Below are 14,958 nucleotides of genomic sequence, written 5' to 3'. Positions count from 1 at the left end.
CGGGCGCTCAGTGAGCGAGTACCCGCCGCCCCTCGGCGACCACCTCGTCGGCGATGGCATCGAGCAGGTCGGACGTGAGGTTCCACTGCTGCCAGTAGAGCGCGACATCGATCGGCGGCCCGCCCAGGGCGACGAGGCCTCCCGTCCGCAGGTGCGCCTCCGACTGGAAGCGCGGCAACAGCCCCCACCCCAGTCCGCGCACGACCGCCTCGGCGAAGTCGCTCGACGCCGGCACCAGGTGTCGTGGGGGCGACGACGGGTCGACGCCGTTCGCCGTCAGCCATCGCGACTGCAGGTCGTCGCGCCGGTCGAAGTCGACCACCGGTGCGGCGGCGAGCGACGCCGCATCCACGCCCCCGGCGAACCACCGGGCCGCGAACGACGCGCCGGCGACCGCTTCGTAGCGGAGCACGCCGAGTGCGCTGACGCGGCAACCGCCGACGGGTGCCGCACGAGAGGTCACGGCCCCCATCACCGTGCCCGATTCGAGAAGACCCGCGGTGAAGTCCTGATCGTCGCGGTGCAGCTCGAACACGATGCGCCGGCGTTCGGCGAGACGGGCGAGCGGCGCCAGGAACCAGGTCGCGAGGGAGTCGGCGTTGACGGCGAGAGGCACGACGGCTGTTGCCCCCTCGCCTCCGTCGCCGATCTCGGCGAGGGCGTCGTGTTCGATGAGCGCGAGCTGACGGGCGAGACGCACCACCGCCTCCCCCGCGTCGGTCGCCCGCACGGGCTTGGAGCGCACCAGCACCACGCGACCGAGGCGGTTCTCGAGCGCACGGATGCGCTGGCTCACGGCCGACGCCGTGATGTGGAGGCGGCGCGCGGCCGCGTCGAGGGTGCCCTCGTCGACGACAACGGCGAGAGTGCGCGCGAGGTCGAGCGGAATCTGCATGAAGCCACGCTAATGGCACGCAAGAATAATGAGCTGTACTTGATACGGAGACGCGCCTACCGTCGGAGCGTGCTCACCTCGCTCTTCGCCGGCATCGGACTCGGCCTCTCTCTCATCGTCGCGATCGGGGCGCAGAACCTCTTCGTGCTGCGTCAGGGGCTCCGGCGCGAGTTCGCCCTCACGGTGGCTCTCGTGTGCGCGGCCTCGGACGCCCTGCTCATCGCCGTCGGCGTATCGGGCATCGGGCTCGTGCTGGCGGCCGTTCCCTGGGTCGTCGACGTCGTGCGCTGGGCGGGCGCCGCGTTCCTCCTCGGCTACGGACTTCTCGCCGCGCGCCGCGCCTGGCGTCCGGGCGGTGCGACGCTGCGGGTCGATGTCGCACCCACGCGAGGGATGTCGGATGCTGCGCCCGCCGCCACGGCGCTGGCGACACGACCGCGGCTCGCCCCCGTGGTGCTGACGTGCCTGGCGCTGACATGGCTGAACCCCCACGTCTACCTCGACACGGTGTTCCTCCTCGGCTCGGTCGCCACCACGCACGGCGATGCCCGCTGGGTCTTCGCCGCGGGCGCCATGATGGCGAGCGTGGCCTGGTTCTTCACGCTGGCGTTCGGCTCGCGCTACCTGAGCCGATGGCTCGCAACCCCTCGCGCATGGCGGATCCTCGACGGGGTGATCGCCGTGGTGATGATCGTGCTGGCCGTCGGTCTGGTGCTTCCGCACTGACAGCGCCCGGGACGTGCGGCACGATGGGCAGATGCGCCGCATCCATGTCGTCGTCCGAGGTCTGGTCCAGGGGGTCGGATACCGCTATTCGACGGGCCGTTTCGCGCGGCGCGCCGAAGTGTCGGGCTGGGTGCGCAACAGAGCCGACGGATCGGTCGAGGCCGAGGTGGAGGGCTCGGACGAGCAGGTCGATGCGGTGCTCGCCTGGATGGCGCACGGGCCGCCCGGCGCCCGCGTCGACGACCTCCAGGTCACCGACATCCCCGCCACCGGCGCGGGCGATTTCGAGATCCGCGACACCGTCTGACGGCACACGCGAAGAGGGCCCCACCGGAGACCGGTGAGACCCTCTTGTACGCGGTGCGTCAGACGATGGCGTTGACGTCCAGCGGGATGCCGGGGCCGAACGTGGTCGACACCGCACCCTTCTGGATGTAGCGGCCCTTCGAGCTCGACGGCTTCAGACGAACGACCTCTTCGAGAGCTGCGGCGATGTTCTCGTCGAGCTGCTCGGCCGAGAACGACGCCTTGCCGACGACGAAGTGCACGTTGGCGTGCTTGTCGACGCGGAACTCGATCTTTCCGCCCTTGATCTCCTCGACGGCCTTGGCCGGGTTGGGGGTCACGGTGCCGGTCTTCGGGTTCGGCATGAGGCCGCGGGGTCCGAGGACCTTTCCGAGGCGACCGACCTGGCCCATGAGCTCGGGGGTCGAGACGGCGGCGTCGAACGACGTGTAGCCGCCGGCGACCTTCTCGATGAGCTCGGCTCCGCCGACCTCGTCGGCGCCGGCTGCGATGGCAGCCTCGGCCGCGGGGCCGGTGGCGAAGACGATGACGCGGGCGGTCTTACCCGTGCCGTGGGGCAGGATGACGGTTCCGCGAACCATCTGGTCGGCCTTGCGGGGGTCGACCGCGAGCTTCAGCGCGACCTCGACGGTCGAGTCGAACTTCGCCGAGCCGGTCTCCTTCGCGAGGGCGACAGCCTCGGTGGGGGTGTAGAACTTGTCCGCCTCGATCTTGGCGGCAGCGGCCTGGAAGGCCTTGGACTTGGTAGCCATATTCGTATTCCCCTCAGCCCTCGACCGTGATGCCCATGGAACGGGCGGTGCCGGCGATGATCTTCGACGCGGCCTCGATGTCGTTCGCATTGAGGTCGGGCTGCTTGGTGGTCGCGATCTCGCGCACCTGCTCCTTGGTGAGCTTGCCCACCTTGGTGGTGTGCGGGGTCGGCGAGCCCTTGGACAGTCCGGCGGCCTTCTTGATGAGCTCGGCGGCCGGGGGCGTCTTCAGGATGAACGTGAAGCTGCGGTCCTCGTAGACGGTGATCTCGACGGGGATGACGTTGCCGCGCTGGGCCTCGGTCGCCGCGTTGTACGCCTTGCAGAACTCCATGATGTTGACGCCGTGCTGACCGAGCGCCGGACCGATCGGCGGCGCGGGGTTGGCGGCGCCGGCCTTGATCTGGAGCTTGATCAGGCCGGTAACCCTCTTCTTGGGTGCCATTTCCTTTTCCTTTCATCGAACGGATGCGGCGAAGCATCCGTTCTCCCGCACGCCCGGCATCTCCGGACAGCGGTTCCCCCGGGACCGTGCGACCAGCGCACCCCTCGGGAAGTCTGTGCTTACTGCTTGGTGACCTGGTCGAACGACAGCTCGACCGGGGTCTCGCGCTCGAAGAGCGACACGAGCACCGTGAGCTTGCCGCTCTCGGGCTTGATCTCGCTGATCGAACCGGGAAGACCCGCGAACGAGCCCTCCTTGATCGTGATCGTCTCGCCGATCTCGAAGTCGACCTCGGTGACGACGCTGCGCGCGAGCGGCTGGCCGCCCTTGGTGGCGCCGGCCTTGGCGGGAGCGACCTCCTTGACCTCGACGAGGCTCTTCAGCATGTTGAAGGCCTCTTCGAAGCGGAGCGGAGTCGGGTTGTGCGCGTTGCCCACGAAGCCCGTGACGCCGGGCGTGTGACGCACGACCGACCAGGTGTCTTCGTTGAGCTCCATGCGCACGAGCACGTAGCCGGGGATCCGGACGCGCGTGACCATCTTGCGCTGACCGTTCTTGATCTCGACGACGTCCTCCATCGGGACCTCGACCTGGTAGATGTCGTCCTCGACCTCGAGCGTCGACTTGCGCTGCTCGATGTTGGCCTTCACCTTGCGCTCGAACCCGGCGTAGGAGTGGATGACGTACCACTTGCCCGGAAGCATCCGCAGATCCATGCGGAACTCTTCGTACGGGTCGGCGTCCTCGTCGCTCTCGGCCGGGGCCTCGGCGGCATCGGCGGGCGAGACGGATGCTTCGACATCGTCGACGACGGACGCCGCAGCATCCACGTCCTGGACGAAGTCCTCGTCGAGCACCGGCGCGTCGGGCTCTCCGTTGACGTCGGGACCGTCGTAGGGGGTGACGTCGTCGGCGGCCTCGGCGGCGCGCTCGGCGACCTCGTCTTCGAGCGACTCGGTGAGCACCTCGGCGGCGGCCTGGGCCTCGGCGGCCTGGTCGATCTCGAGCGCGTCGTTCACGACCGCGTCGGCCTCGGGGTCGTCGACCTCGATCTCGTCGAGGCCGTCGCTCTCGTCGGAGCCGTTCTCGTCCTCGATGTGCAGGGCGACCTGCTCGGCGGGTGCGACGGAGCGCTCCTCGGCGGCGAGCTGGTTGCCCTCCTGGGCTTCGTCGTCCTCGCTGGACTGCTCGGCCGCGGTCGCCCAGTCGGCGTCGTCGGTGAATCGTTCTGACACTTGTGTTCTCTTCCGTTCGTGGTGCGAGCGCTCGACGCGCTCCGCGGGCGCAGAGGCGCCGCTCAGGGGACGGTGCCGCCCGGTACGCCGAACACGACGCTCGTGACCCAGACGAAAAGCACGTCGAGCCCGTAGACCAGCGCCATCATCACGACGACGAATCCGAGCACGACTGCCGTGAACTTCAGCAGCTCCTGACGGGTCGGCGTGACGACCTTGCGGAGCTCTGCGAAGACCTGGCGGATGAAGATGACGATGCGCAGGAAGAAGTTGGGCTTCTTCTCGCGCGGCGCGTCACGCTTGGCGACGACGTCGCCGCCCGCCGGCTCATCCTGGACCATCGAACTCACCTGAGTACCTTCCGTGTGTCAGCGTGCGCTGACGCGCAGGGCGGACAGGAATCGAACCTGCAACCTGCGGTTTTGGAGACCGCTGCTCTGCCAATTGAGCTACCGCCCTAAGGCCTTGCGGCCCGGGATGCCCACAGTCTTCCACCCTGACCTGACCGGGGATTGTCGTCCCGACCCGCGGGCACGGCGAAAGAATGCAGACTTCAACTGCTTCATCCAGTCTATGCCATGCCCCCGGCGGTGGCGAACCGGGCCCGAGATCGTCGAGTTGCCACGATGCGGGGCGACCCCCACGCAGAGGCCCCGGAGTGCGGCAACTCAGTGCTCAGACGCACAGACACGCACGAACGCTTCGGCCCGAGCGCGCAGTGCCGCCCGGTCGCCGCCGCGGAGCGCATCACCCAGGAGCGGGCCTCCGACGCTGACCGCCACGGCCCCGGCGCGAAGCCAGGTCTCCGCCCCGGCGAGGTCGACGCCACCGGAGGGCACCACGTCGATCCCGGGGAAGGGGCCGCGCAGATCCTTGACGTAGTCGGGCGAGACCTGACCCGCGGGGAACACTTTGACCGCCGATGCGCCGGCCGACCACGACGAGAACAGCTCCGTCGGGGTGAGCCCGCCCGGAATGATCGGCACCCCCGCGGCCGTCGCCTGGGCGACCAACGCGGCAGACGTCACGGGCGTGACGAGGTAGCGAGCCCCCGCATCGACGGCGCGGGCGAGTTGATCGGCGGTCACGACGGTGCCGACGCCGAGATCGATCTCGTCGCCGTACCTCGCGACGAGATCGGCGAGCCGCTCGATGGTGCCCGGAGTGGTGAGGGTGAGCTCGACGCTGCGCACCCCCGCCTCGCGGAGGGTCTCGAGGACGCCGTCGTAGTCGTCGGCCGCGGGGGCGCGCACCACGACGACCAGTCGGGTGCTCGTGGTGAGGTCGGGGAGGGCGAGACGCGCCACGGCGTCACTCGTCATGAGGGATCCCATCGATGAGGCGGTGTCCGCGCGATGCGGGGTGTCGAGGGTCACGTCGTTTCGCGCCGCGTCTGTCCACGAAAGACGCTAGCAGGACGCGGTGCGGCGTCACTCCCGTCGGCTCGGGTGCGCCAGGTGCGACGAGTTGCCGCGATCCGTGCTCTTCGCGGGGCGGGAAGCACCGGATCGAGGCAACTCAGGATGCGGCGGCAGCCGGCAGATCGACGGTGAACGCCGTGCGGGACGACGTCGACGCGACGGTCAGGGTGCCACCGGCGCGAGAGACGATCTCGCGCGCGATCGAGAGCCCGAGGCCCGTGCCGCCGGTCTCCCTCGCACGCGAGTCGTCGAGTCGCACGAACGGTTCGAAGATCCGCGCGAGGTCGACGCCGGGGATGGGCTCGCCATCGTTGGCGATCTCGATCCGCACCCCGACGGCGTCGACGTCCACACGGGTCTCGACGAGGGTGCGGGCGTGCCGGACGGCGTTGTCGAGGAGGTTGCCGAAGACGCGGCTCAGCTCGCGCGACCCGATCCGCACCTCTGCGGCGTCGTGCCCGACCAACTCCCCGGTTCGGATCTCGACGCGCGGGGAACGGGCCGGCGCGTGCGCCACCGCATCGCGCAGAACCTCGTGGACGCCGGAGCGCCTGTCGTCGGGGTGCGTCGCGCGACCGGCCGCCGAGAGCTCGAGCAGGTCGCCGGCGAGCTGCTCGAGGCGTCGGGCCTCGAGGTGCACGTGCGCGAGCGTCCGTTCCGCCGGAACGACGCCCGGATGAGCGCGAGCGACCTCGACGGCGGTGATGAGCGAGGTGATCGGGCTGCGGAGCTCGTGCGCGGCATCGGCGACGAAGCGCTCCTGCCGGATCGCGGCGTCGTCGATCCGCTCGAGCATCGCGTTGAGGGTCGTGGCGAGAGCCCGCAGCTCGTCGTCGGTGTCGGGGACCGCGAGTCTCGCCCCGCCCGGCGCCCCCGAGATGGCCTCTGCCGCGCGACGCATCCGATCGACCGGACGAAGGGATCGTTTGGCGGTGAGCGCGGCGGTCGTCGCCATGAGCGCGACGATGACGACGACCCCCGCCCACAGGTAGGGATCGATCGTGGCGACCGCCCGATCCGCGGCCGTCGTGCTCACCAGCACGTAGGCGCGATACGTCGTCGACTCCACGTCGGCGACCGGGCTTCCCGGAATCTCCCCCTGCGCGAATCCGGGGATGCTCGTCGCGCGGAGCGTGCTGCTCACCGCCGTCAGCGTCCGACCCGACAGGGGTCCTCCGGTGATGGTGGCCGACCATACCTCGCCGGCCGCCTGGGTCGCATCCGACGCGGGAGTCGGGAAGACCGGGCCGTCGGTCTCGGCGAGGTCGGGGGAGGCGGCGACGACGACGCCATCGCTGCGGACGAGCTCGTACGGCAACGACCCGAACGCACCCGACAGCAGGACGTTCTGCCGCGTCGCGTCGATGATCTGCGACGCCTGCGCCTCGGCCAGCTGCTGCGTCGCGGCCATCTGGGACGAGTGCAGCGCCGCGCGCACCAGAAGCGCCCCACCGGTCAGCAGCACGGCCGCCAGAACGGCCGCGGCCACGGTGATGCGCACGGCGATGCCGGCGCGGGCGGTGCGCCGCGGCCCGGTCATCCGTGCCACCCGGGGTGTCGTTCGGCCTCCGCCCGGTCATCGATGAGGCGGTACCCGGCTCCGCGGACGGTGACGAGCGAGTGCCGATCGAAGGGAGCGTCGATCTTGCGGCGCAAGACGCTGACGCGGGCCTCGACGAGGTTCACGTCGTCCGCCGCATCCGGCCACGCCTCCCCGAGGAGCGCCTCCTTGGACACGACGGTGCCGGCGGCTCGCGCGAGCACCTCGAGGATGGACCACTCGCGGGCGCCGAGTTCGACCGGCGTGCCCCCTCGACGCACGCGTCGGCGGCTGGCGTCGATGACGAGATCGCCGACGGTGAGCACGCTCTCGGCGAGCGCGGCCGGGCGACGCAGGAGCGAGTGGATGCGGGCGACCAGCACCGGATAGCTGAAGGGCTTGCGCAGGTAGTCGTCCGCGCCGCTCTGCAGCGCCTCCACCTCGTCGTACTCGCCGTTCTTCGCCGTGAGCACGATGACGGGCGTCGTGACCCCCTCCGCGCGCAGCCGGGCGCAGACGGCGTATCCGCTCAGCTGGGGCAGCATCAGGTCGAGCACGATCGCGGAGTAGGCCCCGGTGGCCGCCATCAGGTAGCCCGTGCGACCGTCGTGCACGCTGTCGACGGCGAAGCCCTCCGCGGTGAGCCCGATCGCCAGCACGTCGGCGAAGGCTCGCTCGTCGTCGACGATGAGGATGCGCATGGCCCCAGTGTCACACTCGCGTCGAGCCGGATGCTGACGCCGACGTCAGGGGACGTCAGGTGCGGATCAGCGACCCGCCCCGACGATGGCGCCATGGCTCATCGACTCGTGCTCGATCCTCCGGCCGCCCCTGCGCGCTCCCCCCGCCCGACGAGGCGGGTGGCGGGGCTCGACCGCGCCGCCGCACTGGGGTGGGGCGGCGCGATCGTGCTCGCCGCGGTCTTCGCCACCCTCTCGCTGCAGCGGCACGCGCAGATGAGGACGACCGGATACGACCTCGGCATCTTCGATCAGGGTGTGCGCGCCTACGCCGAGGGGCGCCTCCCCACGTCTCTGTTGAAGGGGATCGACTACCCGCTGCTCGGCGATCACTTCTCCCCCGTCCTCGCTGTGCTCGCGCCCCTCCGCCTCGTGTTCGCAGGCCCGGAGACGCTCCTGGTCGCCCAGGCCGTCCTGCTCGCCGTCGGGGTCGTGCCGCTCGCCACCTGGGCCGCTCGCACGCTCGGCCCGCGGACGGCGGTCGTCGTGGCGTTCTGCTACGGGGCGGCCGGGGGTCTGGCGCACGCGGTCGCGTTCGATTTCCACGAGATCGCGTTCGCCGTTCCGCTCCTGGCCTTCTCCCTCACCGCCCTCGGACGACGGCGCCTGGTGCCCGCGGCGCTCTGGGCGCTTCCCCTCGTGCTGGTGAAGGAAGACCTGGGACTCACCGTGGCGGGGATCGGCGTCCTCGTCGCGCTCTTCGCCGGACGATCCGATCGACGCGGGCGACGCTCGGGTATCGCCACCGCGGTCTTCGGAATCGCCGCCACGGCGATCGAGAGCTTCGCACTGATTCCCCTGTTCAACCCCGGCGGCACCAACGTCTACACCGGCCAGGTCGGACTCGGCACCGCGATGACCCAGCTCACGACGCTGGCGTCGATGGACGAGAAGCTCGCCACAGTGGCGGCGCTGCTGCTCCCGACGGCCTTCCTCGCGCTCCGCTCCCCGATCGTGCTCCTGGTCGTCCCCACCCTCGCCTGGCGGTTCCTGTCCGACAATCCCCAGTACTGGGGCACCTCGTTCCACTACGACGCGGTTCTCGTACCCGTCGTCACGGCCGCCTTCGTCGACGCGCTCCTCCGCCTGCGTCATCGCGGCGGGTGGGGCTGCATCCGCCACCGCGTCGCGCTCGTCGTGAGCGTCGCAGCCACCGCGGCGCTCCTCACGGCCTCCCCGCTCGCGCAGCTGCTGACGCCCGCGCTCTGGCAGCCCGATCCGCACGTGGCCGCCGCGCGCAGCATCCTGCGTCAGATCCCCGACCACGCGACCGTCGCGGCCACCAACTCGCTCGTGCCCCAGCTCACCGGACGAGCGGAGGTCGGCCTTCTCGGAATCGTTCCGATCGAGGCGAGCCTGCCCCGGTTCATCATCGCCGACACGTCGATACCCCGGCAGTTCCCCCTCGACGCCGACGACCTCGTCGACCTCTCCGCCCAGGCTCAGCGCTCCGGCTACCGCCTCGTCGACGCCGCCGACGGAGTGATCCTCCTGCAGCGCGTCGGCTGAGTTGCCGCGATCCGGGCTCTCTCCGGGGCGGGAGGCACCGGAACGCGGCAACTCAGGATGCTGCGGGGCTCAGCCGATGCGGATCAGCTTCTTGTTCACGAACTCGTCCGCGGCCAGCAGGCCCAGCTCACGGGACGTGCCGCTGCGCTTGACGCCGCCGAACGGCAGCTCGGGCGAATCGGCGAGCACGAGGTTGACGTAGACCATGCCGGCGTCGAGACGGTCGGCCACCCGCTCGGCCTGCTCGGCGTCGGTGGTGAACACGTACGACCCGAGCCCGAACGGGGTGTCGTTCGCGAGCTCCACCGCGGCGTCCTCATCGGCGACGCGGTAGACCGCGCCGACGGGGCCGAAGAACTCCTCCCGGTAGGCGTCCATGTCTCGGGTGACCCCGGTGAGCACGGTCGGCGCGAAGAACGCTCCGTCGCGCGTGCCGCCGGTCACCAGCGTGGCCCCCTGCGCGACGGCGCGGTCGACCTGCTCCGCGAGCCGCTCGGCGGCCACCAGCGACGACAGCGGACCGAGCACGGTGTCGTCGGCGTCGGGGTCTCCGACCTTCGCGCCGCTCATCTCGGCGGTGAACTTCTCCAGGAACGCGTCGTAGAGGTCGTCGACGACGATGAAGCGCTTCGCGCCGTTGCACGACTGCCCGGTGTTGTCCAGGCGCGCGCCGACGGCGGCCTCCACCGCGGCGTCGAGGTCGTCGGTGGACAGCAGGATGAAGGGGTCGGATCCGCCGAGCTCGAGCGCGACCTTCTTGAGGTTGCGCCCGGCGACCTCGGCGACGGCGGCTCCGGCGCGCTCCGACCCCGTGACCGAGACGCCGTGCACGCGGGGATCGGCGATGATGTCGGCGGCCTGCTCGTTCGTGATGCGGAGGTCGACGTAGGCGCCGTCGGGGAAGCCCGCGTCGCGGTAGATCGCCTCGATCGCGAGGGCCGACTCGGGGCACTGGGGCGCGTGCTTGAGCAGGATCGTGTTGCCGATCGCCAGGTTCGGCGCCGCGAAACGGGCCACCTGGTAGTACGGGAAGTTCCACGGCATGATGCCCAGCAGGGCCCCCAGCGGGGAACGGCGGATCACCGCGGTGCCCTCGCCGAGGATGTCGATCGGCTGGTCGGCGGTGATCCGATCCATCTGGTCGGCGTAGTACTCGGTGATGTCGGCGGCGAAGCCGACCTCCTCGAGCGCGGCCGCGTGCACCTTGCCCATCTCTCGCACGATGATCGCGGCGAGATCGTCGGCGCGATCGCGGTGCAGCTGAGCGGCGCGGCGCAGCAGCTCCGCCCGCTCGCCGGGTGCGGTGGCGGCCCAGGTCCGGGCCGCAGCATCCGCCCGACGCACCGCGTCGTCGACGGCCGCGTCGTCGAAGGTGTCGTAGGTGGCGAGGGTCTCGCCGGTGGCGGGGTTCACGACGGCGTAGTCGGTCATGGCTTCTCCGATCGGTTGGCTGCGGTCTGGCGCCGGCGACGAGCGCTCGGCGGGGCGTCGAGCGACAGGGTCTCGCCCCGGAAGAAGGCGGGACGACGGATCGCCTGCCACACCATGATGACGATCCCGAGCACGATGATGGTCACGCCGAGCACGAACACCAGCCCGACGCCGAAGACCGACGAGCCGCTGCCGTACTCGGGGTCCATGCTGTCGACCAGCGTCGTCACGAACAGCACCGCCAGGATCACCCCGCCCACGAGCGGGAAGAGGAACGTGAAGAAGACGTTGCGCGCCGAGTCGAACCACTGCTTGCGGAAGTACCAGACGCACGCGAACGCGGTCAGGCCGTAGTAGAAGCAGATCATCATGCCGAGGGTCAGGATCGTGTCGGTCAAGACGCTGACCGAGACGAACCGCATGACGGCATAGAAGACGGATGCGACGATGGCCGCCGCGATCGTGGCGTACCCCGGGGTGAAGAACCGCGGGCTGACCGTGGCGAACTTCGGCGGGAGCGCCCCGTAGTGCCCCATTGCCAGGAGCGTCCGGGCGGGAGAGACGAAGGTCGATTGGAGGGACGCCGCCGAACTCGTCAGCACCGCGAGCGAGACGAGGAAGGCCAGCGGCCCCATGATCGGTCCCGACAGGTGGAAGAACACGTTGTCGCTGATGTCGGAGTTGCCGAGGCCGAGCTCACCCGTGCCGACCCCCGCGAACATGATGAGCGAGATCGCCAGGAGCAGGTAGAGCACCACGATCGTGATGACCGTGATGGTCGCCGCGCGCCCCGGGGTCTTGTCGGGGTCTTTCGTCTCCTCGTTCATGGTGAGGGTGACGTCCCACCCCCAGAAGATGAAGATCGACAGCGAGAGCCCCGCGGCGAACGCGCTGAACGACGACACCGCGAACGGGTTGAACCAGCTCCAGTCGATGGGGGTGGCATCGAACGCGTTTCCCGAGGCCACGTGCACGATCGCGGCGATGGCGAAGACGACGAGCACGAGCACCTGGAAGCCGACGAGCACGTACTGCAGCTTCTGGGTCGTCTGCATGTCTCGGTAGGAGACGTAGGTGGCGCCCAGCACGAACAGCAGACAGACGATGACGTTGACGAGCGGGTCGGCCGCGATCTCGGCGATGCCCGGGTTGTTCGTGATCTGCGCGATGAGGAGGAAGAGGAAGTCGACCGCGATGCCGGCGAGGTTCGACAGCACGATCACGGTCGCCGCGATCAGGCCCCACCCCGCCATCCAGCCGATCCACGGGCCGAAGGCGCGCGAGGCCCAGGTGAACGACGTTCCGGAGTCGGGCATGCGGTTGTTCAGCTCGCGGTAGCCGAAGGCGACGAGCAGCATCGGGATGAAGCCCACGAGGATGATCGCGGGCACCTGCACACCGACCTCCGAGGCCGTCGGACCGAGTGCGGCGGTCAGCGTGTAGGCCGGCGCGATGCACGAGATGCCGATGACGATGGCGCCGATGAGGCCCACCGTCCCGGCCGAGAGCCCCTTGCCGGAGAGGCCGCCGGCCTCCGCGCCGGCGGTGGGGGCGAGCGGGGTGCCTTCTGGAGCGGTCATCGTCGATCTCCTTCGGTGGCGCGGGTACGGGGCACGACCAGGAGCGGCACAGGGAGCTCGTGCAGCATCTTCGCCGCGGTGGATCCGAGGAACAGCCGTCGCGGCTGCGCGAGGCGCGACGAACCCACGACCGCGATCTCGCCCGGGTCCCAGGCCGCGGCGCCGACGGCGTCTTCGATGCTCTCTCCGCGGGCGACGACGGCGTCGGCGGCAAGCCCCTCGGGCAGTGCTTCTCGCGCCCGGCCGAGTACGCCCTCGGCATGCTCGGAACCGGCGACGCGGATGGCGGCGGTGTCGAGGCCGGCGGGCAGATCGATCGTCTCGATCGAGATGAGCCGCAGCGGAACGGATGCCGCCGTCGCGAGCGAGACGCTCTCCTCCAGCAGCACGTCGGCGCCCGGGCGGGTGCCGACGAACGTGGTGACGCGAGTGAGCGCGGTCGCCGGATCGAGCAGCCGCGACCCCTCCGGGGCCAGCGCGACCGGCACGTCGGAGGAGTGCAACAGCTCGCTCGCGACGCTTCCGAGCCGGTGCCGGCCCCGGATCCCCCCGTTGGCCGCCCCCACGACGATGCAACGGGCACCGAGCTCGTCGGCCGCGGCGATGAGGCCCTCGGCGAACGACTCGGCGTACCTCAGGTGCGTGCGGTGGCGCGCCGCATCCGCGATCTTCTCGACCGCCCGCGCCAGCCACTCCTCCGCCTGCTCGCGGAGGTGCCGGACGTACCCCGCGTCGGGCGGCACGATGGCGTTGCGCGACTCGTCGGGGAGCACGAGCACGACCTCCAGCGGCGCGCCCGAGGCGCGGGCGAGGCGGGTGCCGAGGGCGAGGGCGTCTTCCCCGGCGTCGGTGGCGGTGTAGCCGACGACGATCGGCGCGCTCATGCGCCCGGCTCGCTCTCGGCGGCTTCGGAGCGCGAGGCCAGGATCTCGGATGCCGCGTGCCGCCCCATGCGGATCGCCCCGTCGACGTGCTGGTAGCCGGGGCCGGCGATGTCGCTGCACGCGAAATGGATCGCACCGACCGGCTCGCGCAGGTATCGGCCGTAGCGGGCGAGTCCGCCGATGTCGAAGCTCGCGGCGTAGGCCCCGCGGGTCCACTCCTCGGTGCCCCAGTCGCTCTCGTAGTACACGACCGGGCTCTTCGCCTCCTCGCCGTAGTAGTGCGAGAGGGAATCGAGGATGCGCTCCTTGCGCTCCTCGGCCGAGAGGCGGAACAGGTCATCGGCGGTGCGATCCGAGACGAAGCCGACCAGCGTGCCGCGCTCGTCGCCGTGGTTGCTGTTGTCGTACGCCTCGTGCGAGAGCTCGTAGGGGCTGAACGCGGTGCCCGACAGCCCCTTGTCGCGCCAGAACGGTGTCTCGTACACCGCGTGCACCTTGATGACGAACCCCATCGAGATGTGCTGGTGCATCTGGTGCTGCAGCCGGGGAAGCGGCGGCACGAACGAGATGCGCGGGTAGAGCACCGGCGCGAGCGCGAGGATCGCGTGGCGGGCACGTACGGTCATGCCGTCGGCGACGGCGACGACGCCTCCCCCGTTCGGCGAGGCGTCCCACTCGAGGGAGCGGACCGGCTGCCCGAGGAAGACGTCGTCGCCCAGGCGCTCCGCGAGGAGGAGCGGCACCTGCTGCAGCCCGCCCACGACCCGCTTGTCGAGGATGAAGTCGGCGTCGACGAGGTGGGAGTACGACCCGGCCGACGCCGCCATGAGCAGCGACGCCAGCAGCGAGAAGGAGTGCGTCGGCTTGGTCAGCATGGCCGATCCGGTCGCGAACGCGAGGTTGCGCACCGCCTCGTCGTCGTCGGTCTGCGCACGCAGCCAGGCGTCCCACGACACGGTGTCCCACTCCGCCGCCTTCTCGTGCGCCCACGGCCGATCGGGATCGATCTCCGCGACCATCGCGTCGAGGCGCTCGGTGATCTCGGCGATGGTGCGCTCGGTCTCGGCGCTGACCGGGAACATCTCTCCGGTGAAGCGGTGCGCCACACCGTCGGGGCCGACGTAGACGCTCTCGCCCTCGCGGTACCGGCTGAAGGTCTCGAGCCCGAGATCGGCGACGGTCTCGATGAGGGCGTCCTGATCGGGCGAGACCCACTGACCGCCGAGCTCGAGCATCGCGCCGTCGATGACGTCGGTCCACAGCCGCCCGCCGACGCGGTCGCGCGCCTCGAGCACCGCCACCGACAGCCCGGCCTTGCGCAGCTCGTTCGCGGCGGTGAGGCCCGCGGCCCCCGCGCCGACGATGACGACGTCTCTGGTGATCTCGGTCATGGACTGTGCCTTTCTTCGCTGAACGGTGTCGGTCGGGGCGCTGCCCCGGGCATGTCCCGATCCCTGCAAGGATTCGCCGTCTTCCTCACGCAGAGCGGGACAT

15 protein-coding genes and 1 tRNA gene are annotated in these 14,958 nt (G+C 70.4%); 3 read left to right on the top strand and 13 right to left on the bottom strand.

Annotation, left to right across the window (positions count from 1 at the left end; genetic code table 11):
• Positions 1–7 precede the first annotated feature (7 nt).
• Positions 8–895 carry a LysR family transcriptional regulator ArgP gene (locus tag DEU34_RS09420; RefSeq protein ID WP_121149942.1) on the bottom strand — a complete coding sequence of 296 codons (888 nt, stop codon included), beginning with the start codon at positions 893–895 and terminating at the stop codon, positions 8–10.
• A gap of 69 nt (positions 896–964) precedes the next feature.
• Here DEU34_RS09420 and DEU34_RS09415 point away from each other — a divergent pair, with 69 nt between their 5' ends.
• The gene (locus tag DEU34_RS09415) at positions 965–1,621 is read left to right on the top strand and encodes a LysE/ArgO family amino acid transporter (protein WP_259460100.1); all 657 of its coding nucleotides are present in this window, start codon (positions 965–967) and stop codon (positions 1,619–1,621) included.
• Positions 1,622–1,652: 31 nt separating this feature from the next.
• Positions 1,653–1,928 carry an acylphosphatase gene (locus DEU34_RS09410; RefSeq protein WP_121149940.1) on the top strand — a complete coding sequence of 92 codons (276 nt, stop codon included), beginning with the start codon at positions 1,653–1,655 and terminating at the stop codon, positions 1,926–1,928.
• A gap of 58 nt (positions 1,929–1,986) precedes the next feature.
• On the opposite strand, the gene rplA is transcribed toward DEU34_RS09410, so the two are convergent.
• The 8 genes from rplA to DEU34_RS09370 form a co-directional block, all read right to left on the bottom strand.
• Positions 1,987–2,679, bottom strand: a complete 693-nt coding sequence (gene rplA, locus DEU34_RS09405; RefSeq protein ID WP_121149939.1) for a 50S ribosomal protein L1 — start codon at positions 2,677–2,679, stop codon at positions 1,987–1,989.
• A gap of 13 nt (positions 2,680–2,692) precedes the next feature.
• Complete coding sequence (rplK, locus tag DEU34_RS09400; protein ID WP_116647803.1) at positions 2,693–3,124, bottom strand: 50S ribosomal protein L11; 432 nt, start codon at positions 3,122–3,124, stop codon at positions 2,693–2,695.
• Positions 3,125–3,243: 119 nt separating this feature from the next.
• On the bottom strand, positions 3,244–4,359 hold the full coding sequence (gene nusG, locus DEU34_RS09395; protein WP_121149938.1) for a transcription termination/antitermination protein NusG: 1,116 nt from the start codon (positions 4,357–4,359) through the stop codon (positions 3,244–3,246).
• 62 nt (positions 4,360–4,421) lie between these two features.
• On the bottom strand, positions 4,422–4,700 hold the full coding sequence (secE, locus tag DEU34_RS09390) for a preprotein translocase subunit SecE (protein ID WP_116647801.1): 279 nt from the start codon (positions 4,698–4,700) through the stop codon (positions 4,422–4,424).
• A 45-nt stretch (positions 4,701–4,745) separates the two neighbouring features.
• Positions 4,746–4,818: transfer RNA gene (locus DEU34_RS09385), tRNA-Trp, on the bottom strand.
• Positions 4,819–5,027: 209 nt separating this feature from the next.
• Positions 5,028–5,681, bottom strand: coding sequence for a bifunctional 4-hydroxy-2-oxoglutarate aldolase/2-dehydro-3-deoxy-phosphogluconate aldolase (locus DEU34_RS09380; protein ID WP_121150569.1), 654 nt, complete (start codon positions 5,679–5,681; stop codon positions 5,028–5,030).
• 196 nt (positions 5,682–5,877) lie between these two features.
• Positions 5,878–7,320, bottom strand: coding sequence for a cell wall metabolism sensor histidine kinase WalK (locus DEU34_RS09375; protein WP_121149937.1), 1,443 nt, complete (start codon positions 7,318–7,320; stop codon positions 5,878–5,880).
• Positions 7,317–8,021: a response regulator transcription factor gene (locus DEU34_RS09370; protein WP_121149936.1), complete on the bottom strand. Its 705-nt coding sequence runs from the start codon at positions 8,019–8,021 to the stop codon at positions 7,317–7,319. Before DEU34_RS09370 ends, DEU34_RS09375 begins: the two co-directional genes overlap by 4 nt.
• A gap of 93 nt (positions 8,022–8,114) precedes the next feature.
• Between DEU34_RS09370 and DEU34_RS09365 the strand changes: the two genes are divergently transcribed.
• Positions 8,115–9,569 (top strand): DUF2079 domain-containing protein, encoded by a 1,455-nt coding sequence (locus DEU34_RS09365; RefSeq protein ID WP_121149935.1) that lies wholly within the window; start codon positions 8,115–8,117, stop codon positions 9,567–9,569.
• Between the two features lie 69 nt (positions 9,570–9,638).
• On the opposite strand, the gene DEU34_RS09360 is transcribed toward DEU34_RS09365, so the two are convergent.
• From DEU34_RS09360 to DEU34_RS09345, 4 genes are read right to left on the bottom strand one after another with little or no spacing between them, the layout of a single operon-like run.
• Positions 9,639–11,000: an NAD-dependent succinate-semialdehyde dehydrogenase gene (locus DEU34_RS09360; protein WP_121149934.1), complete on the bottom strand. Its 1,362-nt coding sequence runs from the start codon at positions 10,998–11,000 to the stop codon at positions 9,639–9,641.
• Positions 10,997–12,580: an APC family permease gene (locus DEU34_RS09355; protein ID WP_121149933.1), complete on the bottom strand. Its 1,584-nt coding sequence runs from the start codon at positions 12,578–12,580 to the stop codon at positions 10,997–10,999. Before DEU34_RS09355 ends, DEU34_RS09360 begins: the two co-directional genes overlap by 4 nt.
• Positions 12,577–13,464 carry a universal stress protein gene (locus DEU34_RS09350; protein WP_121149932.1) on the bottom strand — a complete coding sequence of 296 codons (888 nt, stop codon included), beginning with the start codon at positions 13,462–13,464 and terminating at the stop codon, positions 12,577–12,579. Before DEU34_RS09350 ends, DEU34_RS09355 begins: the two co-directional genes overlap by 4 nt.
• On the bottom strand, positions 13,461–14,924 hold the full coding sequence (locus DEU34_RS09345) for a flavin monoamine oxidase family protein (protein WP_259460099.1): 1,464 nt from the start codon (positions 14,922–14,924) through the stop codon (positions 13,461–13,463). The genes DEU34_RS09350 and DEU34_RS09345 overlap by 4 nt, the downstream gene beginning before the upstream one ends.
• Between the last annotated feature and the right edge of the window lie 34 nt (positions 14,925–14,958).

Source organism: Microbacterium sp. AG1240 (assembly GCF_003635115.1).
Taxonomy (GTDB): domain Bacteria; phylum Actinomycetota; class Actinomycetes; order Actinomycetales; family Microbacteriaceae; genus Microbacterium.
Note: the sequence above shows the minus strand (reverse complement) of the source record. Positions and strands in the feature narration are given on the sequence as shown.